This is a genomic window from Roseomonas sp. E05 (assembly GCF_030063475.1).
Lineage (GTDB): Bacteria > Pseudomonadota > Alphaproteobacteria > Acetobacterales > Acetobacteraceae > Pseudoroseomonas.
The window spans coordinates 37,831-58,354 of the sequence record NZ_JASIRT010000015.1; the positions used below are offsets into that span (position 1 = coordinate 37,831).

Consider the following 20,524-nt stretch of genomic DNA (forward strand, 5'->3'; position numbering starts at 1 on the left):
CTGGATGGGCCTCGCCTTTCTCGGCACGCTCCTGATGGGGCTGCCGATCGTCTTTGTCCTCGGCATCACCGGCGTCGCCTACTTCCTGGCGACGGACCAGCCGCATCTGCTGCTGGTGGTGCCGCAGCGCATGTTCGCGGGCATGGACCAGTTCGTGCTGCTCGCGGTGCCGCTCTTCGTGCTGGCCGGCAACATCATGGATGTGGGCGGCCTGACCCGCCGGCTGCTGAACTTCGCCAATTCGATCGTCGGCCGCTTCCGCGGCGGGGTCTCGCTCACCGCCATCTGGGGCAGCTTCCTGTTCGGCGGCGTCAGCGGTTCCGCGGCGGCCGACGCGGCGGCGCTCGGCTCCGTGCTGATCCCCGACATGAAGCGGCAGGGCTACAACGTGGACTACGCCGCCGGCCTGATCGGCGTCAGCTCGGTGATGGCGCCGCTGGTGCCGCCCAGCATCGCCATGATCATCTACGGTGCGCTGAGCGGCACCTCCATCGCCCGCCTGCTCGTCGCCGGCCTGGCGCCCGGCTTCCTGCTCGCCACCTGCCTGACGGCCTATGCCATCTGGATCGCCCGGCGGCGCGGCTACCCGAAATTCGAGAGCGTCGGCCTGCACGGCATCCTCGCCGCGGCCGCCGAAGCGCTTCCGGTTCTACTGCTGCCGGTCATCATCGTCGGCGGCATCCGCGGCGGCGTGTTCACCGCGACCGAGGCGGCGGCGGTCGCCGCGGTCTATGCCCTGCTGGTGGCGGGCCTCTACTATCGCGCGCTCAGCTGGGACTATCTGCGGCGGGCGCTGGTGGCCACCGCGGTCACCACCGCCTCAATCTACCTGCTGGTGGGGATGGCCAACATCGCCGCCTTCATCTTCGCCATGGAGAGCCTGCCGCAGACCGTGGTGGACGGCCTGTTCGGCATTACCGAGAACCGCTTCCTCGTCCTGCTGCTGGTCAACCTGGCGCTGCTCGTGCTCGGCATGTTCCTCGACGCCGTGGGCGTGCTGATCCTGACGGTGCCGGCGCTGATGGGCATCGGCCAGGCGCTGGGGATGGACCCGGTGCATCTCGGCGTCATGGTGGTGTTCAACGTGCTGGTGGGCTTCACGACGCCGCCGGTCGGCATCTGCCTGTTCATCGTCGCCGGCATCGCCAAGCGGCCGATGGAGCGGGTCGCCCTGCAGTCGCTGCCGATGATCGGCATCGCCCTGCTGGTGCTGGCGGCGCTGGCGCTGGTGCCGCAGCTGGCGCTGTTCCTGCCCAACCTGATCGTCGGATGAGGGCGCCATGACCGCACGACTGGAAACCCGCATCGGCGGCCTCACGCTCCGCAACCCGCTGATCGCCGCCTCCGCCGAGCACATGATCGACCCGGAGAACCTCCGCGCGGCGATCCTCGCCGGGGCCGGCGCCGTGGTGGTGAAGTCCACCAACGAGTCCGAGGCGGCGAAGGAGCAATTGCGGCGCGCCGAATACGTCGCGCTCGACCACGACTGGAACCCGGTGCCCTGGCGGCCGGATGCGCCGCGCGACGTGACGCTGGCGACACGCTCGGGCCTCAGCCCGCTGCCCTTCGACCGCTGGCTGGAGCAGGCGGTGGCGCTGGACCGCTTCGCCGCGCGCCACGGCACGCTGCTGGTGGCCAGCCTCATCCTGGCGGACCTGGACACCGCGCTCGGCCTGGTGCGCCAGGTCGAGCAGGCCGGGCTGCGCGCCCTGGAGTTCAACATCGGCACGCCCTACGCCTCGCAGGCGGCGAAGGGCGCGGTCAGCACGGAACTGCTGCCCGAACGCGTGACGCATATCGTGAGCCGGGTGCGCGCCGTCACGAGACTGCCGCTCTGGATCAAGGTGACCGGGCAGAGCGAGCGGGTGCCCGAACTGGCCGGGGCGGCCATCGCGGCGGGCGCGGATTCGGTGGTCATGGCCGGGCGGCTGCTGGGCTTCCTGCCCGACCTCGAGACCTGCGCGCCGCTGCTGGGCACCAGCCTCGGCATCGGCGGCTACTGGAACCTGCCGCTGACCTGCCACTGGCTCGCCCTCAGCCGGGCGCGGCTTGGGCCGCAGGCGTCGCTGATCGGCATCAACGGCGCGCGGGACGGGCTGGACATGGCGCGCATGATGCTGGCCGGCGCCTCCGCCGTGGGGATCGCCTCGCCCGTCATGCTGCGCGGTCCCGGCCTCATCGCGGAGAGCCTGGCGCAGCTGGAGGGCTACCTGGTCTCCAAGGATCTCACCGCGGCGCAACTGGTCGGCAGGGCGGCGGACCGCCGCCGCAGCTTCGCCGACATGCCGCCGCTCGACGACAACTGGCGCGCCTATGTCCCGCCCTTCCCGGCGGCCGGCAAGACGAACTGAGGAGACAGAATCCATGAAGGCCCAGATCACCGGCGGAACGACGGAAACCCTGGAGCGGCTTGCCCGGATCGACCGCCTCATGCAGGGCGCGGTGGACCTGCACATCCACAGCGGCCCCTCCCTGATGCCGCGCAAGATCGACCACGTCCAGGCGGTGCAGCAGGCCGACGCCGCCGGCATGGCGGCGATCCTGCTGAAGGACCACTACTACCCGACGATGCCGATCGCGCACCTGATGAACGCCCATCACGCGCGGAAGGTGAAGGTGCTCAGTGCCATCGTGCTGAACGCCCCGCTGGGCGGACTGAACCCCTCGGCGGTGGATTATGCGCTCAGGCAGGGCGCCAGCATCGTCTGGATGCCGACGGCGCACGCGCTCAACCACATCGAGCACGACCGCAAGGATGCCGAATTCAAGAACAAGTTCCCCACCAACACCAAGAAGACCCGCGAGGTCGAGGGGATGACGCTGGTGGACGAGACCGGCACCGTGCGCGACGCGGTGAAGGAGATCCTCGACATGATCGCGGAGGCGGATGCCACCGTCTCCGCCGGGCACCACCACATCCGCGAGGCCTTTCCCTTCTATGAGGAGGCCCGCAGGCGCGGCGTGCGGCGCCTGTTCCTGAACCACCCCACCTACGTCAACGAAGGCACGATGGCGGACATCCGCAGCCTCGTCTCGATGGGGGTGAAGATGGAGCATTCCATCTGCATGTTCGTCCCCTGCGGCTTCCAGCAGATGGACACCGACCACCTGCGCGCCGTGATCGAGGCGGGCGGGGTGGGGAACACCTTCTTCGGCTCCGATCTCGGCCAGAACGGCAATCCCACCCCGGTCGAGGGCTTCCGCCAGATCATCGCCATGCTGCTCGACCTCGGCTATGGCGAGGACGATGTGCGCGCCATGGTCTCCACCAACGCCAAGAGCCTGATGGGCCTGGAATGAGCGACGCCTTCCGCCGCCGGCTGCGCGCGGGGGAGGTGCGGCCCGGCACCTTCCCCGGAACGCCGGCCGCCTGCCAGGCCGAGTGGCCCGGGTTGAGGGAGCGGGACTTCGCCGCCCCCGGCGCCACCGGCCCGTCCTCCCAGGCCGCGCCTTTGCCGGAGATGGGCATCACCGCCTTCGTCCCCGGCTCCGCCCCCAGCCTGCTGGCGGCAGCGGCGCGCCGGGAGAAAGCCTGGCTCCTTGGTCCCGCTGCGGCGGAGTACGCGCCCGCCCCGGCCGGGGCCGCCCCGTGAACCCCAACCGCGGAGACGCCGACCATGTATGACGCATCCGACGCCCGGGCGGGCCTCGCCCCCGCCCGCGCCGCAGCCCAGCCCGTCGCGCTCGCCGGCGCCGGCTACGCCAAGTTCTACGAGATGCCGCCGCAGGAGACCTCGGAGCTCGCCCGCAGCTGGTACGCCCGGGGCCAGAACTTCGTCGTGGCCTATACCGAGGCCGAAGCCGGCGCCGTCCTGGAGCGGAAGGAGCAGCCGGACGAGTACGTGCTGCTGCTGCCCGACCCAGAGACGCGCGTGGAGGTGACGACAGCAGATGGCACCGAAACCCTCTCCGGTTTCCGGCTGGCCTTCGTGCCGCCGGGCCCCAGCCGCGTTCGCGTGCTGAGCGGCGGGCGGATCGTCCGCCTGGTCACGACGGCCTCCGCCGATCTGGCGGCACGCTGCGCGAACGCCGCCTCCTACGCGACGCCGCATCCCAACGTGGCGCCGCTGCAGCCCTGGCCCGCCCCGCCGGACGGCTACAAGCTGCGGAGCTACTCGCTGGATGTCCCGCCGGAGAAGGGGCGCTTCGGCCGGATCTGGCGCTGCACCACCTTCATGGTGAACTGGCTGGAGGTCTATGAGGGCCCGCGCGATCCGAGCAAGCTCTCGCCGCACCACCATGATGACTTCGAGCAGTGCTCGCTGGCCCTGAAGGGGGAGTTCATCCACCACCTGCGCTGGCCCTGGCTGCCGGACAAGGCGCAGTGGCGGGATGACGATCACGAGCACTGCGGCACGCCTTCCGTCGCCATCATCCCGCCTCCCTCGGTTCACACGACGGAGTCGGTCGGCCCGGGTGACAATCAGCTGGTGGACATCTTCTGCCCGCCCCGCACCGACTTCTCGCTCAAGCAGGGCTGGGTGCTCAACGCTGCCGACTACCCGATGCCCGCCGACATTGCAGGGACCTGAAGCTGAAAGCGTCCGGATGGAGCCGCGGATGGCTTTGGCCGGGGCTGGCGCTCCGGCCGTCGCCCCGGGCTTCATCTGCCGAACAGAGGAGGATGGGGGCGGCTCCTGCGGGCGCCGCCCGAGCATGTATCAAGAAGGCGGTTTGAAAGAGAAAGTGGGCTTGCCCCTCACGTCGCAGGACAAGCCGGCACTGCGGCCCAGGGGTGCCGCGCGACATGTCCTCGGCCGCCGCCTCGCACACAGTCCGCCCGGCAAGCGGACACGCCTGCCGCTGCTCCTGGCGCCGGTCGGAGGGCGGCAATCGCCCTGCCCCGGGGGGCGGGCTGATGGCCGCCATGGTGGGGAAGGCGCCCTCACGCGGCCAGTGGATCCGCCTTCTCCAGGAAACGGCTCCGGTGCAGCGCGGCGGAGCCATAGGCATTCGCCAGCACCATGGCCTTGCGCAGGAAGAGGCCGATATCGTGCTCGTCGGTGTAGCCGATGGCGCCGTGCATCTGCACCGCCTCGCGCGTGACCAGCATCGCCGCCTCGGCGGTGCGCGCCTTGGCGCGCGAGATGGCGGCGCAGGCCGTGCCGGGCGGGGCGCCGGCATCCAGGCTGCGCGCCGCGCCCTCCACGCTCGCGCGGCTCAGCGCGATCTGGATCCGCAGGTCCGCCGCGCGATGCTGCAGGGCCTGGAAGCTGCCCAGCGGCTTGCCGAACTGCTGGCGCGTGCGCAGGTAGTCGAGCATCATGGCGAAGGCGCGCTCCATCAGCCCGAGCAGGCCGGCCGCGGTGGTCAGCGCCGCCTCCTCCAGCGCCATGGCCAGCGCCGCGCCGACATCGCCATGCAGGCGCCGCGCGCCCGACAGGTCGGGCTCCAGGGTGCCGATATTGCCGCCATCCTGGGTGCGCTGCAGGCGCAGGGCCTGCCCCGCGGCGGGAAGGGCGTAGAGCGCCAGCGCACCGCCTTCCGCGACGGGGACCAGCAGGGTCTCCGCCCCGGCGGCCTGCGGCAGGAAGAGCCGCGCCGCGCCGGGCGTGCCGGGCGCTTCCAGGCTGTCCGGCGCCTCCTGCCAGGCGGTCAGCACCAGGCTGCGCCCCTCCAGCAGCGCGGGGAGCAGGCTCTCGTCGCCGGCGGCGGCCAGCAGCCGGGCGGAGAGCGCGCCGGCCACCAGCGGCTCGGGCGCCAGGGCCTGGCCCAGTTCCTCCGCCAGCGCGCAGGCCTCGGCCATGCCAAGCCCGAAGCCGCCATGCGCCTCGGGCACGCGCAGGCCGATCCAGCCCTGCTCGCCCATGGCCCGCCAGACGGCCGGATCATAGCCGGGATCGGCATAGCGCAGCGCCCGCACCCGGGCGAAGTCGCCGTGCCGGGGTGCCAGGCCGGCGGCGCTCTCGCGGATCATGCGGACCGATTCCCGCCGCTCCGCCTCGGCCTGCTCCATCATGCCGTCCATCATTCCTCCTCCCCTTCCCCCGGCACGGACAGGGCGATCAGCCCATCCACCGCCACGATGCCCTGCGCGCCGCAGATCAGCGGGTTGACGTCCAGCTCACGGATGCGCGGATGCCGCACCACCAACTCGCCGATGCGGCAGACGATCTCCGCCAGCCGCTCCAGATCGACCGGCGCCGCGCCACGGAACCCCTGGAGCAGCCGCGCGCCGCGCAGCCCTTCCAGCATCGCGCGCGCCCGCGCCGGGGAGAGCGGCGCCGGGGCCACCGCCACATCCTCCAGCAGTTCCACCAGCACGCCGCCCAGGCCGACCGCCACCACCGGCCCGAACAGCGGATCACGATGCGCGCCCAGCATCACCTCCAGGCCGGCCGGCAGCATCGGCTGCACCAGCACGCCGTCGATCGCCGCGCCCGGTGCCGCACGCGCGGCACTGGCGAGGATGGCCGCATAGGCGGCACGCAGCTCCGCCGCGTCGCGCAGGTTCAGCCGCACCACGCCGGCCTCGGTCTTGTGTGGAAGCGCCGGGCTCTCGGCCTTCAGCACCACCGGGAAGCCGAAGCCTTCCGCGGCGGCGACGGCCTCGTCCGCGTCCTGCGCCAGCAGTTCCGGCACCACCGGCACGCTGCAGGCAGCCAGCACCGCCTTGACGCGGCTCTCGGTCAGCACCGGGCCACCCTCCAGCAAGGCGGCCACCCGTGCATGCTGCGCCTCCGCGAGGCGTGCGGAAGGCCTGTCCGGTGGCCGCGCCCGCCGCGCCGCCCGCGCCTGCCAAGCGGCGATGGCGGCGAAGCAGCGATCCACGCTGGCGAAGAGCGCGGCGCCCGGCACCGCCTCGGCCGTCGCCGCGCCATCGCCCTCCCGCCGCTCCGCCACCCAGGGCACGCAGAGGAAGCGCCCCTCGCGCGCCGCGATCTCCGCCATCACGGGGAGGCGGTTCAGCGAGAAGGGATAGGCATGCGTGTTGGGGTAGAGCAGCAGGCCGAAGGCGGGGTCCCGCGCCAGGGCGCCGGTGCAGGCGGCCAGCGCCTCGGGGTCGTTCAGCACCTGCGCCGTCAGGTCGCAGGGATTGCGGGCGGAGCCATATTCGGGGATGCGGCCGCCGAGCACCGCCTGCGCCGCCTCGCCCGGCTGCGGCAGTGCCACGCCATGCCGCTCCGCCGCATCGGCGGCCAGGATGCAGGCGCCGCCCGAGGTGGAGACCACCGCCACCCCTGCCCCCTTCGGCACGGCGGGCGCGCGCGCCAGGAAGGAGGCCATTTCCATGACGGCGCCGAGATCCTCCACCACCGCCGCCCCCGCGCCGGCCAGCGCGGCGCGCCACACGGCATGGCCGCCGGCGACGGCGCCGGTATGGGACAGGGCCGCCGCCGCGCCGGACTGGCCGGAGGCCATCTTGTGCACCACCACCGGCTTGCCGGCGGCCTCCGCCTGGGCGATGGCCTCCAGCAGGCGGCGCGGCTCGCGCGCGCCTTCCAGCACGCAGGCGATGGCCGCGCAGTCCGGCGCATCGGCCAGGAAGGCGACGAGCTCCGCGATGTCCAGCCCGGCGGCATTGCCCGAGGTCAGCACATGGCTGACGGGCACGCCGCGCTCCACCGCCTGCGCCAGGGCGAAGCCGACGGCGCCCGACTGGCTGGCGATGCCGATGGCGGGCGGCCGCAAGCCGGCGGGCGGCAGGACCGGCGGCCCCGCCGAGAAGGTGACGCCGGCGCCGCTGCCGAAATGCGCGAAGCCCAGGCAGTTGGGACCGAGCAGCGGCAGGCCGGCCCCGGCGGCGCGCGCGGAGAGCGCCGCCTGCGCCGCCATCCGCTCCGGCAGGCCGGTTTCGGCGAAGCCCGCGGCGAAGACCACCAGCCCGCCCGCACCGGCCGCGATCGCCTCCTCCAGCACCGCCGCCACGCCCTCGCGCGGGGTGGCGATGGCGACGCAATCCGGCGCCTCCGGCAGGGCCGCCAGGTTGGGATGGCAGGCGCGGCCGTCGATCTCCCGGTAGCGCGGGTTGACCAGATGGATGCGGCCCTGGAAGGCAGACAGGTTCTCCAGCACGCGCGCGCCGAAGGCCCCCGCGCGCGACGTGGCCCCCACGATGGCGACGCTGCGCGGCTGCAGGAAACGTCGCAACCGTTCCGGAGCGAAGCGGCTCATGCCGCCCCCTCCCCGAGCCATTCGGCGAACACGTCCTCCGTATGCTCGCCGAGTTGCGGCGGCACGCGGCCATAGGCGACGGGCGTCGCCGAGAAGTTCACGGGATTGGCGATGAAGGGCAGTTCCCCGCCGTCCGGATGCGGCATGCGGCGCCACATTCCGCGGTGGTTGAGCTGCGGGTCCGCCGCCGCCGCGCCGAAATCGTTGAGCGGGCCGGAGGAGATGCCGGCCTCGTTCAGCCGCGCCATCCACTCCTCAGCGCCGCGCGCGAGCAAGGCCTTCTGCAGCATCGGCAACAGGTCCGGCCTGTGCGCCATGCGCTGGCGATTTGTGGCGAAGCGCGGATCCTCTGCCAGCCCCTCCAGCCCAAGCACGGCGCAGAACTGCGCGAACTGCCGGTCGTTGCCGATGGCCACCATCAGCGGCCGGTCGGCGGTGTCGAAGGCCTGCCAGGGCGTGTTGATCTGGGAGGCGGTGCCGGCGCGCACCGGCATGCGGCCGGAGACGAGATAGTTCATCGCGATATGGGAATGTGCGGCGAGTTGCGCGTCCAGCAACGCGAGGTCGATGTGCTGGCCACGGCCGGAGACGGTGTCCCGGTGGTGCAGCGCGGCCAGGATGGCGATGGTGGCGTAGAAGCCGGCATTGAGATCGGAGACGCTGTAGCCGACCAGCGCAGGGCCGGCGCCGGGCTCGCCCTCCGGCATGCCGGTGACGCTCATCAGCCCGCTCATCGCCTGGAAGATGGGGTCGTAGCCCGGCAACGCCGCATAGGGGCCACTTTGGCCGAAGCCGGTGATGGAGCAATAGACGAGGCGCGGGTTGACCGCCGCCAAAGCGGGATAATCCAGCCCGAAGCGGCGCAGGCCGCCGACCTTGAAGTTCTCAATCAGCACGTCGGCCCTGGCGACGAGCGCCTTCAGCCGCGCCTGCCCTTCCGGCGCCGCGATGTCGATGGCGACCGAGCGCTTGCCACGGTTCATCGCCAGGTAGGAGGAGGTCTCGCCGGTCTCCCGCCCTGCCGGGTCACGGCGGGGAAAGCCCATGCGGCGCACGTCGTCGCCGCCCTTCGGGTGCTCCACCTTGACCACGTCGGCGCCGAAATCGGCCAGGATCTGGGCAGCCCAAGGGCCGGCGAAGATCCGCGTCATGTCGAGCACGCGGATGCGCGGCAGGGTGCTCATGCCGGCAGCTCCAGCACGTTGCGGGCCAGGATGTTGCGCAGGATCTCGGAGGAGCCGCCGAAGATGGTGGAAGGCCGCGCCAGCAGGAATTGGCCTGCAGGGTGCAGGCCCTCGCCCGGCATCGGGTCCAGCAGCCCGGCATGGCCGCCGGCCACCTCCAGCATGGCATCGGTGATGCGCTGGAACAGCTCGGTCTGCACGATCTTCAGGATCGACACCTCCGGCCCCAGCGTCTCGCCCCGCTTCAGCGCGGCGACGAAGGATTCGTAGAGCTCCTTGAGGTCGCCCAGCTCCATCGCGAAGCGCGCGTAGCGGTCGCGGAACACCGGGTCCTGGTCCTTGCCCACCGCCTCGGCCAGCCGCCACAGCCGCGCCAGCCCGTTCGAGGAGAGCTTGGGGGAGCCGATGGCGATGCGCTCGAAGCCGAGCAGCGCCTTGGCATAGGTCCAGCCCTGGTTGACCTCGCCGACCACCATGTCCTTCGGCACGCGGACATTGTCGAAGAAAATCTCGCAGAACTCGTCATGCAGGTCGAGGTTGATGATCGGGCGGATGGTGATGCCCGGCGTGTCGGCCGGCATCAGCAGGAAGGAGATGCCCTGCTGCTTCTTGCCCGATTTGTCGGTGCGGGCCAGCACGAAGAGCCAGTTGGCGTCATTGGCCAACGTGATCCAGATCTTCTGGCCATTCAGCACCCAGTGGTCGCCGGCATCGGCGGCATCGAGCCGCAGCGCGGCGAGGTCGGAGCCGGCGCCAGGCTCGGAATAGCCCTGGGCCCAGATATCCTCGCCCGAAAGGATGCGCGGCAGGAAACGCCGTCGCTGTTCCTCCGAGCCGTGCCTGATCAGCAGCGGGCCGAGCATGATCAGCCCCATGTCGCTGACGCGGGCGCAGCCATGCCGCTCCAGCTCCTCGATCATGATGAGCTGCCTGGTGGCGCCGAGCCCCATGCCGCCGTATTCGCGCGGCCAGTTCGGCGCCAGCCAGCCCTTGGCCGAGAGCGCCATGTACCAGGGCCGGTTCTCCCGCCAGTGCAGGCGGCGGCGCGGGAAGCGCATCTCCGGCGGATAGTTCGCCTCGATCCACTGCCGCACATGCAGGCGGAAGCTGGCATCGTCCATCGCGTCCAGCGCCTCGGGCGGCAGGTCGCTCGCGGTTTCCATCGGTATCCTCCCGCCGGGCTCTGTCGGCCCGGTCGCAGCGGGCGGCCTCAGCGGCCGGTGAAGCTCGGGCGGCGCTTCTCCGCGAAGGCGCGCTGCGCCTCCTTCGTATCCTCGGTGCGGGAGAGCGCCACGGTCTGCGTCTGCTCGTAGCGGTAGCCGTCGCGCAGCGGCATCTCCTCGGTCAGGCCGAAGGAGCGCTTGGCCGCCTGCACGGCGAGCGGACTCTTGGCGGCGATCTGGCGCGCGATGCCGAGCGCCTCCGGCAGCAGCGCCTCGGACGCCACGCAGGCGGAGGCGGCGTTCATCCGCAGCAGCTCCGGCCCGGTGATGCGCTTCGCCGTGTAGATCATCAGCCGCGCGTCGGACTGGCCGAAGAAGCGCAGCACATGCCGCACGCCACCGGCGAGGCCGACATCCACCTCCGTCATCGACAGGAAGGCGTTCTCGGAAACGATCAGGATGTCGCAGCACAGCGCCAGCACGCAGCCGGCGCCGATGGCCGCGCCGTTCACCGCAGCGATCACCGGCTTGCCGCATTCCAGCACTGCGTCGAACCCGGCACGGACCAAGCGGTTGTGGCGGGGATAGGCGCCCGGAATCTCGGCGAGGTTGGGCCGCTCGCGCAGGTCGGCGCCGGCGGAGAAGGCGCGGCCTTCGCCGGTCAGCACGATGGCGCGCACCTCCGGCAGGTCGTGCAACGTGTCGAAGACCTGCACGATCTCCTCGCGGAACAGGCGGTCCTGCGCGTTCACCGGCGGCGCCTGCATGATGACCGTGGCGACATGCTCCTCCACGCCGACGCGGAAGCGTTGCAGATCCTGGAAGGCCTCGGGCATGGCGTTCATTCTCCCTTCGCGCCGCGCGCGGGCGGCAGCGGCGACAGCCCGCCCGCGGCCTGCGGCGGCGGGCGGAGCGGCGGCTCGACGCCCTCCGGCAGCGGGATCTCGTGCGCGTTCAGCGTCATGGAGACCATCGTGTAGTAGCCGATCACCGCCGTCAGCTCGACGACGCCGCGCTCGCCCCAGCGGCGCTCCACCGCACGATAGGCCGGCAGCGGAACCTGCCCGGTCTGCTGCAACTGCCGCGTGAATTCGTAGATCTCGGCATCCTCCGCCTCCTCCAGCGGGGGCGGCTCGCCAAGGCGAATCGCCTCGATCGCCGCCTGCGGCAGGCCGGCCTCGGCGGCGGCGCGGGCATGCACCCACCATTCGATCTGGCTGGTCCAGCGGCGGCCGGTGACGATGATGGCCAGTTCGTTCAACCGCTTCGGCAGCACGGTGTCGAAGCGCAGGAACTCGCCGAGGCGTGACCAGCGCTCGGCCAGGTCAGGGCTGTGGATCACGGCGCGCAGCGGGCCGATGACAGCGCCGCGCGGGCCGGCCAGCACGGCATCGTGCACGCGCCGCTGCGCCGGCGACATCTCCTCGCGTTCCGGCAGGGCGATGCGGGGCATGACGGTTCCTTTGATCGTTGCGGGCGTCACAGCACGCCACGCGCGGCGAGGTCCGCCTGCGCCGCGGCATCGAGTCCCAGTTCGGCGAGGATCTCGGCATTGTGCTGGCCAAGCGTTGGCGGCGCACGGTCGAAGCGCAGCGGCGCCTCCGCGAAGCGCAGCGGGCTCACCACCTGCGGCACCGTGCCGGCCAGCGGATGCGGGAGGTGGCGCAGCATCTCGCGGTGCCGGATCTGCGGATCGTCGAAGACCTGCGGCACCGTGTTGATCGGCGCGCAGGGCACGCCCGCCTCGTCGAGCCGCTTCGTCAGCTCGTCCCGGGTGAGGTCCGCGAAGGCCCCGCTCAGCAGCGGCGTCAGCACGGCATTGTTGCGCACGCGTCCGGCATTCGTGGCGAAGCGCGCGTCGCTGCCCCATTCCGGGTGCCCGACCGCCTCGCACAGCTTGCGGAACTGGCCGTCATTGCCGACCGCCAGGACGAGATGCCCGTCGGCGCAGGCGAAGACGTCCTGCGGCTGGATGTTGGGGTGGCGATTGCCGCCGCGCTTCGGCGTGTTGCCGCCGACCAGCCAGTTCATCGCCTGGTTGGCCAGGAAGGCTGCCTGCACGTCGAGCATGGCGAGGTCGATGGTCTCGCCCTCTCCCGTCTCGGCGCGGTGCGCCAGTGCGCCCAGCACGGCGACGGTGGCGTACATGCCGGTCATCAGGTCCACGATGGGCACGCCGACCTTCTGCGGGCCGGCGCCGGGCATGCCGTCGCGCTCGCCGGTGACGCTCATCAGCCCGCCCATCGCCTGGATGGCGAAGTCATAGGCGGCCTGATCGCGCCGTGGGCCGTCCTGCCCGAAGCCGGTGACGGAGCAGTAGATCAGGCGCGGGTTGACCGCGCGCAGCGAGGCGGCGTCCAGCCCGTAGCGCGCCAGCGCGCCGGCCTTGAAGTTCTCGATGACGATGTCGGCCGTGGCGGCGAGCTGGCGCAGGATCGCCTGCCCCTCGGGCTTCGTCATGTCGATGGTCAGCGAGCGCTTGCCGCGGTTGACGGAGAGGAAATACCCGGCCTCGTGCGTCGGCTCGCCCTGCGCATCGCGCAGGAAGGGCGGACCCCAGCTCCGCGTGTCGTCGCCGGCGCCGGGACGCTCCACCTTGATGACGTCGGCGCCCATGTCGGCGAGGATCTGCGTCGCCCAGGGCGCCGCCATGATGCGGCTGAGGTCCAGCACGCGGATATGGCTGAGCGGGCCGCCGCGCTCCTGCGCCTCAGGCATCGACGATCTCCGTGGCGCGCAGGGAGGGTCGCGCGTCGAAGCCCGCGTGCCAGGTGGCCAGCTTCGGGCGCCCCGCGCGCCAGTCCCAGGAGGCGAAGCGGAAGTCCAGGTAGGAGAGCGCGCAGCCGATGGCGATATGCCCGATGCCGAAGCGCTCCGCTTCCAGCGCCCCGGCCATGCCCTCCAGCCGGTCCAGCGTGGCGCCGGCCTTGAAGGCGAAGCTTTCGAGCAGCGCCGGGGTCTGGCGCGCCTCCGGCTTGTCGCGCTCGTTGCGCCACAGGACGAGCAGGTCCAGCAGCCCGTTGCCCAGGCTCTGCCAGGTCAGCGCCTGCCAGCGCGCCGCGCCGGCGCGGGGAAAGAGCCCGCCGCCGGCGCGGTCGTCCAGGTACTCGCAGATGGTGAGGGAGTCGAACAGCGCGGTGCCGTCCTCCAGCACCAGGGTGGGGATCTTGCTGAGCGGGTTGTCGGGCAGCAGCGCGGGGTTTGGCGTGTCCATCCGTACCACCGTGCGGACGGTCTCGATGCGATCGGCGAGACCGAGCTCATGCGCGGCGATCATCACCTTGCGCACGAAAGGCGAGCGCGGAGACCAGTGCAGCTTCATCGGCTGACGCGTCCGGCCGCCGGGGCGGGATCGGCGTGGCGCATGGGGCTTCCTCCTCGCTGGCGGCGCGGAGCCGCGTTTCATTCGTTAGGTCATCTTTATGGTCTTTATGCTGCGAACGTGGGCCGCGTCAAGCGCGCCGCACGCTTTCAGCCGGACTGGCCGCCAGTGGAGAGCTTGATGTCGATCCGCACGATGTCGCCGCGATAGATGCCGTCGGCCGCCAGGATCAGCGTGCCCTGAGCGTCCACCGCGGCGCGGCGCACATGCGCGACGGGCGCGTTCAGCGGCATCTTCAGCTCGTCCGCGACCTCGACATCGGCCGAGCCGATGGTGAGCGTCTGCCGCGCATCGACGATGGTGACGCCAGGCAGGCTGGCCACCAGGTTCAGCGCCGTGCGGCTGCGCAGGTCATGCGCCTTCACCTTGGGCCAGAGCTTCTCGTCGAGATAGACATCGGCCAGCAGGAAAGGCTGTCCATCGCGCCAGTGGCGCCGCCGCAGATGGCGGTAGGCAGCGGCGGGCCGGCCCAGATCCTCCGGCATCATCGGCGGCATGGCGCCGCCCTGGCTGCTCAGGATCTCGATCTCCGCGCCCTCGCGTGAGCGCAGCAGGCCGGACCAGTCGGTCTGCACCTCGCACCACAGCCGGTTGCGGCTCTGGCCGCGCACGAAAGTCCCCTTGGCGCGGAACCGCTCGATCAGCCCTTCCGCCTCCAGCTGGCCGAGCGCCTGCCGGATCGTCGCCCGTGCGACGCCGCATTCCGCCGCCAGCTCCTCAACCGTCGGGATCTGCTCGCCCGGCCGCCAGGCGCCGGTTTCGATCCGGCTGCGGAACAGCGTCGCCAGCTGGAGATAGCGCGGCACCGCGCTGCGGCTGAGGTCCACCACGCCCCGGAGGGCACCCGCAGGAGACGATTTCATCATTCATCCTCTTTGCGGCACCGCCGCCCTTTCGCCAAGCCCGGCGATCCGAATTCGGCTTTTAAAGGTCAATAATATGGATTTATTGTCGAGATGGAGGAAACCAAGCCATGACCGAACCCCTCACCCGCCGCGCCGCCCTCGCCGCCGGCCTTGCCCTGCCGGCGCTCTGGCCGCCGCGGGGCGCCCTGGCCGAGAGCGGCAGGCCCGTGCGGCTGATCGTGCCCTACCCGCCCGGCGGCATCACCGATCTCGTGGCCCGCCGCGTGGCGGATGCCCTCGCCCGCCGCCAGGGCCGCCCCTATGTGGTGGACAACCGGCCCGGCGCGGGCGGTAACCTCGCCGCCGAGACCGCCGCCCGCGCCGCGCCGGATGGCGACACGCTCTACATGGGCTTCGCCGGCACGCATGCCATGAATGTCAGCCTCTATCCGCGGCTGGGCTACGACCCCGTGAAGGATTTCACGCCGCTCTCGCTGCTGGTGGAATCGCCGCTGGCGCTGACCGTGCACCCCTCGGTGCCGGTGACCAGCCTCGCCGAGCTGACGGCCTATGCCAAGGCGAACCCCGAGGCGCTCGCCTTCGGCTCCTCCGGCAATGGCGGGGCCTCGCACCGGGCGCTGGAACTCTACAAGGCGGCCGCCGGCATCCAGATCCTGCACGTTCCCTATCGCGGCGCCGCCGCCTCCAACACGGACCTGATCGGCGGCAAGATCCAGGGCATGTTCGACACGCTGATCACCGCCCTGCCGAACATCCGCGCCGGCGCGGTGCGCGTGCTGGCCACCACCGGCCGCAACCGCGCCGCCCTGCTGCCGGAGACGCCCACCATGGCCGAGGCCGGGCTGCCCGGCTACATGTTCGTCACCTGGCTCGGCCTGCTGGCCCCCGCCGGCCTGCCGGACGGACAGCGGGACCGGCTGAACGCCGAGTTGCGCGCAGTGCTGGCGGAGCCGGGCATGGTGACGTGGTGCGCGCAGAACGGGCTGGAGCCGGCGCCCTCCTCACCACAGGACTTCGCCGACTACATGGCGGCGGAAACCGAGCGTTTCGCCCGCTTCGTGCGCGAGACCGGCATGCGGATCGAATGAGGCGGCGCCGCCCGCCCAGGCGGGCGGCGCCGCAGCGTCACTCGACGGTGATCTTCGCCGCATGGATCAGCTCGACCCACTTCTCCGTCTCGCGCCGCAGGTGGTCGGCGAAGGTCCCGGCATCCGCGCCGATGATGCGCACGCCGAGCTGGGTGAGCCGCTCGCGCGCGGCCGGCTCCTGCAGCGCACCCAGGATGGCCTGCTGGATCTTCGCGACCCGCTCCGGCGGCGTGCCGGCGGGGGCGACCACGCCGTACCAGTTCTCGACATCCACGCCCGTCACGCCCGCCTGCTCCAGCGTCGGCACGCCCGGCAAGAGCGGCGAGGGCTCGGCGCTGCCGAGGGCCAGCGCCGTCATGGCCTTGTCCCGCACCGGGCCGATCAGCGCCGGCAGGTCGGCGAACATCAGGTCCACACGCCCGGCCAGCAGGTCGGTGATGGCCGGAGCCACGCCGCGATAGGGCACGTGAATCAGCTCCATTCCCGTGTGCAGCGCCAGCGAGGCCATGGCGAGGTGCGGCGAGTTGCCATTGCCCGAGGAGGCGAAGGTGAGGCGGCCGGGTTCAGCGCGTGCCTTCTTCAGCAAGGCGGGAAGGTCGTTCAGCTTGCTGGCCTTGCTGGCGACGAGCAGCTGCGGCACGCCCACCACCAGGGCGACCGGCGCCAGATCCCGCACCGCCTTGTAGGGCACGTCCGGCAGCAGGTTCTGCGCCACGGTCATGCTGCCGACGCCGACCAGGCCGACCGTGTAGCCGTCGGGCGCGGCCTTCGCCACGGCATCCGTGCCGATCACACCGCCCGCGCCGGAGCGGTTCTCCACCACCACCGCCTGACCGAGATCCTTCTCCATGGACGCCGCCAGGATGCGCCCGATGGGGTCGGCCGAGCCGCCGGGCGGGAAGGGCACGATCAGCCGGACCGGCCGGTCGGGGAAGGTTTCCGCCAGGGCGGGGGTGACACTTGCCAGCAGGGTGGCCAAGCCGGCGAGGAGCAGAGGGCGGCGATGCAGCATGACAGATCTCCCTGATGCCGGATCCGGGGGCCGGCTTGCGCGGAGAACCCTGCTCGACTCGCCCCTTAAGAGTCAATAGTATGGCTTATAAGACTTATAGCTCATCAGGAGGGCCGGCCATGATCTTCGGCCGCGCGGAGCTGGAGCGGGAAAAGCGCGCCAGGCTGCTGCTCTTCACCATGGTGCCACGGCTCCTTGCCCTGGCCACGGTGCTGGAGAACGGCGCCAGAGGCGCTTGGCTCGCGAGCCTGCGCCCCGCCGTCCGCGTTCAGGGGCGCAGCACGACGCGCCCCACGGCCTGCCGGTCACGCACCAGCGCCATGGCCTCGCGGAAGCGTTCCAACGGCAGCGCGGCATGCACCTCCGGGTGCAGCCTTCCCGCCTGCCACCAGTCCAGCAACTGCTGCCAGAGCGCGCGCACGCGGGGGGCATGGGCATGCCGGTTATCGCCCGGCGACCAGCCGAGATAAGTGCCCCAGTTCAGCCCGGCCACGCCGATATTCTTCAGCAGCAGCAGGTTGACGGCGAGGTTGGGGATGGCGCCGGCGGCATAGCCGAGCGTCAGCAGCGTGCCGCCCTCCCCCAGGCAGCGCAGCCCTTCGTCGAAGGCCGCGCCGCCCAGCGTGTCCAGCACCAGGGCGGCGCCGGCTCCGCCGGTGATCTCCGCGACGGCGGCGCGGAAGGGCTGGGTGCTGTCCAGCACCGCCTCCGCGCCGCGCGCCCGCAGCCGGTCATGCTTCGCCACCCCCGCACGGGCGATGACGCGGGCGCCAACGGCATGCGCCACCTCCAGCCCCGCCAGCCCCACGCCGCCGCCGGCACCCTGCACCAGCACCCATTGCCCGGACTTCAGCCGCCCGCGCCAGAGCAGCGCGGCCGCCGCGGTGGGATAGCTGATGGGCAGCGCCACGGCGGCCTCGGCGGGCAGTTCCTCCGGCAGCGGCATGACGTGGATGTCGTCGGCCACCGCCTCCTCGGCCATCCCGCCCCAGTCGAGCGCAGCGAAGACCCGGGTGCCCGGAGGCGGCGCCCCGGCATCGGGCGCCGCCTCCAGCACCGTGCCGACCACCTCGGTGCCGGGCGTGAAGGGCAGCGGCGGGCGGCGCTGGTATTTCCCGGCGACGACGAGTTGCACCGCGAAGGAGACGCCCACCGCCTCCACCCGGATGCGCACGCCGCGCGGGCGCAGCGGCGGCGGCGGCACCTCCTTCACCTCCAGCGCGTCGAAGTCGCGCCAGCTCTCGCAGACCAGCGCGCGCATCAGCCCGGCTCGATCCCGGCCTCGCGCACCAGCCGGCCCCAGCGTTCGTACTCGGCGCGGGCGAAGCCGGCGAAGTGCTCGGGCGTGTCGGCGACCGGCTCGGCCCCCAGGGATTCCAGCCGCGCGCGCCCTTCCGGCGCGGCGACCACGCGCGCCACGGCCTGCTGCAGCCGTACCACCAGCTCCGCCGGCATCTTGGCCGGCGCCCAGACGCCGTACCAGGTGGCGATCTCGTAGCCCGGCACCCCGGCCTCGGCCACGGTCGGCAGATCCGGGAAGGCGCCGACGCGCCCGGCCGTGGTGACGGCGAGCGCGCGCAGCTGCCCCTCGCGCACCGCGCCGGCGCTGCTCGGCATGGAGTCGAACATCAGCTGGATGTTGCCGGCCAGCAGGTCCTGCAAGGCAGGGCCGGAGCCGCGATAGGGAACATGCGTCATCTGCGTGCCGGTGAGCTGCCTGAACAGCTCGCCCGCCAGATGCGGCGCCGCGCCGATGCCGGAGGAGCCGTAGGAGGCCTTGCCGCCCTGCGCCTTGAGCCAGGCGATCAGCTCGGGCACCGAGCGCACGGGCAGCTCGCGGTTCACCACCAGCATCAGCGGCACGCGGGCGATGTTCGTCACCGGCGCGAAGTCGGCCAGCGTGTCGAAGGGCATCTGGCGGTTCAGGTGCGGGATGATGACGTGGATCGAGGCATTGACCAGGATGGTGCCGCCATCCGGCGCCGCGCGCGCCACCTCGCCGCTGCCGACCACGCCCGAGGCGCCGCTGCGGTTGTCCACGACGACGCTGGGCAGGCCTTCGGCCGGCAATCCCTGCGCCACCACCCGCGCCAGGATGTCGGTGGGCCCGCCCGGCGGGTAGGGCACCACCATGCGAAGCGTGCGGCTGGGCCATGGCGCCTCGGCCCATGCCGGTGACAGGCGGGCAGCCGCTGCGGCGGAGAGGCCGAAGGTGCCGGCAAGCGACATGGCGCCGCGGCGCGTGAGGCTGGCCATCCGGTGTTTCCTTCCCTGTTCGCGTTTTTTCGCGAATGATGCACTCACAGAATAAGAGGAAACGCAATGTCGGAGGAGATGCGCCCTTATCGCGGGCTGCGGGTGCTGGATGCCAGCCAGGGCATTGCCGGCCCCTATTGCGGCATGCTGCTGGCCGCCAGCGGCGCCGAGGTGGTGAAGCTGGAACCGCCCGGGGGAGACTGGTCGCGCGGCCTCTCCACCCGCGCCAACGGGCAGTCGGTGATGCACGTCACCTTCAACCGCGGCAAGCGCAGCATCGTGCTCGACCTGAAACAGGCCGAGGGCCGGGCCACCGCGCAGGCGCTGGCCGCCCGCGCGGACGTGCTGATCGAGGCCTTCCGGCCGGGCGTCGCCGCGCGCCTCGGGCTCGGCCCGGAGGCCACGCCAGAGGACGCGATCTGCCTCTCCATCTCCGGCTTCGGACAGCAGGGCCCCTATGCCGGGCAGCCCTGCACCGACTCCGTCGCCCAGGGCTTCTCCGGCCTGGCGGCGTTGAATCCCGGCCCGGACGGCGCGCCCCACAAGGTCGGCACGCTGGTCGCCGATGTGGTGACAGGGCTTTCCGCCTTTGCCGCCGTGCAGGCGGCGCTGGCCCAGCGCATGCTGGAGCGGGGCGGCGCCGCACCGCCGCAGCGCCGCGTGCTGGATGTTTCGCTGATGGCTGGCATGGCGGGGTTGTTGGCCATGCCGCTGGCGGAGGCAGGGCTGCTCGGGCGCGCTCCGGCGGCGCTGAACCTGCCTGCCGGCAGCTACCAGGCCGCAGATGGCGCCTGGGTGATGGTGGCGCTGGTGCGGGAAACGGAGTTCGTGGCCCTCTGCGAGGTGCTCGGCCTGCCGGAACTGCCGCACGACCCGCGCTTCGCCAGCTTCGCCGCGCGCGCGGAGCATCGTGAGGCGCTGCTGCCGCTGGTCCGCGCGGCCTTCACGACGCGGCCGGCGGAGGATTGGCTTGCCCGGCTCGGCACGGCCGGGCTGCTGGCCTCACGCGTCAACACGCCGCTCGACTGGCTGGCCGACCCGCATGTGCAGGCGGTTGGCGCCGCCGCGCCCTTGCGCCAGCCGGAGATGGGCGAGCTGCCCATGCCCGCCCTGCCGGGCTTCGGCCATTGGCTGGCGCCTGCACCGGCCTTGGGCGCCCATACCGCCGAGATCCTCCGGGAGCTGGCGATTCCCGCGCGCTGACGGAACCGGTCAGGGGAGGCTTCGTCCGCCCGACCGGGTGCGTTTCGGCAAGAAGTTGCGAGCAGAGGGTTTCCATCCGCTCCAGCAGGAACGCATCCGAGTCAGGCCTGGCCGCTCTGCCTCCGGTATGCCGGGTCCATGGCAGGGATCGCCGCCTCCACCGCGCCAGGCAGGCGGAGGCGGCGGAGCCCGCCTGCCGGCTTGGCAAGGCACCCCAAGCTCCTCCCTGCCCCCGAGCTGGCGAGATCCAGCGCC

General features: G+C 72.0%; 19 protein-coding genes. 7 read left to right on the plus strand and 12 right to left on the minus strand.

Annotated elements, in window-relative coordinates:
- The first annotated feature begins 4 nt into the window (after positions 1-4).
- The 5 genes from QMO56_RS15665 to QMO56_RS15685 are packed head-to-tail and all read left to right on the plus strand — an operon-like array spanning position 5 to position 4,532.
- Positions 5-1,273, plus strand: a complete 1,269-nt coding sequence (locus tag QMO56_RS15665) for a TRAP transporter large permease (RefSeq protein WP_283527226.1) — start codon at positions 5-7, stop codon at positions 1,271-1,273.
- A 7-nt stretch (positions 1,274-1,280) separates the two neighbouring features.
- Positions 1,281-2,351, plus strand: a complete 1,071-nt coding sequence (locus QMO56_RS15670) for a dihydroorotate dehydrogenase (RefSeq protein ID WP_283527123.1) — start codon at positions 1,281-1,283, stop codon at positions 2,349-2,351.
- A 13-nt stretch (positions 2,352-2,364) separates the two neighbouring features.
- Positions 2,365-3,300 (plus strand): DUF6282 family protein, encoded by a 936-nt coding sequence (locus QMO56_RS15675; RefSeq protein ID WP_283527125.1) that lies wholly within the window; start codon positions 2,365-2,367, stop codon positions 3,298-3,300.
- On the plus strand, positions 3,297-3,593 hold the full coding sequence (locus tag QMO56_RS15680) for a hypothetical protein (protein WP_283527127.1): 297 nt from the start codon (positions 3,297-3,299) through the stop codon (positions 3,591-3,593). Before QMO56_RS15675 ends, QMO56_RS15680 begins: the two co-directional genes overlap by 4 nt.
- Positions 3,594-3,617: 24 nt before the next feature.
- Complete coding sequence (locus QMO56_RS15685; RefSeq protein WP_283527129.1) at positions 3,618-4,532, plus strand: hypothetical protein; 915 nt, start codon at positions 3,618-3,620, stop codon at positions 4,530-4,532.
- Positions 4,533-4,885: 353 nt separating this feature from the next.
- On the opposite strand, the gene QMO56_RS15690 is transcribed toward QMO56_RS15685, so the two are convergent.
- From QMO56_RS15690 to QMO56_RS15730, 9 genes are all read right to left on the minus strand, one after another.
- Positions 4,886-5,968, minus strand: coding sequence for an acyl-CoA dehydrogenase family protein (locus QMO56_RS15690; protein WP_283527131.1), 1,083 nt, complete (start codon positions 5,966-5,968; stop codon positions 4,886-4,888).
- Entirely contained in the window at positions 5,968-8,115 is a 2,148-nt protein-coding gene (locus QMO56_RS15695) for an acetate--CoA ligase family protein (protein ID WP_283527133.1), read from the minus strand. Before QMO56_RS15695 ends, QMO56_RS15690 begins: the two co-directional genes overlap by 1 nt.
- Positions 8,112-9,299, minus strand: coding sequence for a CaiB/BaiF CoA-transferase family protein (locus tag QMO56_RS15700; protein ID WP_283527135.1), 1,188 nt, complete (start codon positions 9,297-9,299; stop codon positions 8,112-8,114). The genes QMO56_RS15695 and QMO56_RS15700 overlap by 4 nt, the downstream gene beginning before the upstream one ends.
- Positions 9,296-10,462, minus strand: a complete 1,167-nt coding sequence (locus tag QMO56_RS15705) for an acyl-CoA dehydrogenase family protein (protein ID WP_283527137.1) — start codon at positions 10,460-10,462, stop codon at positions 9,296-9,298. The genes QMO56_RS15700 and QMO56_RS15705 overlap by 4 nt, the downstream gene beginning before the upstream one ends.
- Positions 10,463-10,509: 47 nt before the next feature.
- Positions 10,510-11,298 (minus strand): enoyl-CoA hydratase/isomerase family protein, encoded by a 789-nt coding sequence (locus tag QMO56_RS15710; protein ID WP_283527139.1) that lies wholly within the window; start codon positions 11,296-11,298, stop codon positions 10,510-10,512.
- Between the two features lie 5 nt (positions 11,299-11,303).
- Positions 11,304-11,915: a carboxymuconolactone decarboxylase family protein gene (locus QMO56_RS15715; protein ID WP_283527140.1), complete on the minus strand. Its 612-nt coding sequence runs from the start codon at positions 11,913-11,915 to the stop codon at positions 11,304-11,306.
- 26 nt (positions 11,916-11,941) lie between these two features.
- Positions 11,942-13,180, minus strand: coding sequence for a CaiB/BaiF CoA-transferase family protein (locus QMO56_RS15720; protein ID WP_283527142.1), 1,239 nt, complete (start codon positions 13,178-13,180; stop codon positions 11,942-11,944).
- Positions 13,173-13,784: a glutathione S-transferase family protein gene (locus QMO56_RS15725; RefSeq protein WP_283527144.1), complete on the minus strand. Its 612-nt coding sequence runs from the start codon at positions 13,782-13,784 to the stop codon at positions 13,173-13,175. The genes QMO56_RS15720 and QMO56_RS15725 overlap by 8 nt, the downstream gene beginning before the upstream one ends.
- 149 nt (positions 13,785-13,933) lie before the next feature.
- On the minus strand, positions 13,934-14,707 hold the full coding sequence (locus QMO56_RS15730) for a GntR family transcriptional regulator (protein ID WP_283527146.1): 774 nt from the start codon (positions 14,705-14,707) through the stop codon (positions 13,934-13,936).
- A gap of 110 nt (positions 14,708-14,817) precedes the next feature.
- Here QMO56_RS15730 and QMO56_RS15735 point away from each other — a divergent pair, with 110 nt between their 5' ends.
- The gene (locus QMO56_RS15735) at positions 14,818-15,798 is read left to right on the plus strand and encodes a tripartite tricarboxylate transporter substrate binding protein (protein ID WP_283527148.1); all 981 of its coding nucleotides are present in this window, start codon (positions 14,818-14,820) and stop codon (positions 15,796-15,798) included.
- 37 nt (positions 15,799-15,835) lie between these two features.
- Here QMO56_RS15735 and QMO56_RS15740 read toward each other — a convergent pair whose 3' ends face one another.
- The 3 genes from QMO56_RS15740 to QMO56_RS15750 form a co-directional block, all read right to left on the minus strand.
- On the minus strand, positions 15,836-16,810 hold the full coding sequence (locus tag QMO56_RS15740) for a tripartite tricarboxylate transporter substrate binding protein (RefSeq protein WP_283527150.1): 975 nt from the start codon (positions 16,808-16,810) through the stop codon (positions 15,836-15,838).
- A gap of 268 nt (positions 16,811-17,078) precedes the next feature.
- Entirely contained in the window at positions 17,079-18,071 is a 993-nt protein-coding gene (locus QMO56_RS15745) for an NADPH:quinone oxidoreductase family protein (protein WP_283527152.1), read from the minus strand.
- Complete coding sequence (locus QMO56_RS15750) at positions 18,071-19,066, minus strand: tripartite tricarboxylate transporter substrate binding protein (RefSeq protein WP_283527154.1); 996 nt, start codon at positions 19,064-19,066, stop codon at positions 18,071-18,073. The genes QMO56_RS15745 and QMO56_RS15750 overlap by 1 nt, the downstream gene beginning before the upstream one ends.
- 66 nt (positions 19,067-19,132) lie before the next feature.
- Between QMO56_RS15750 and QMO56_RS15755 the strand changes: the two genes are divergently transcribed.
- The gene (locus QMO56_RS15755) at positions 19,133-20,269 is read left to right on the plus strand and encodes a CaiB/BaiF CoA-transferase family protein (protein ID WP_283527156.1); all 1,137 of its coding nucleotides are present in this window, start codon (positions 19,133-19,135) and stop codon (positions 20,267-20,269) included.
- The last annotated feature ends 255 nt before the right edge of the window (positions 20,270-20,524 follow it).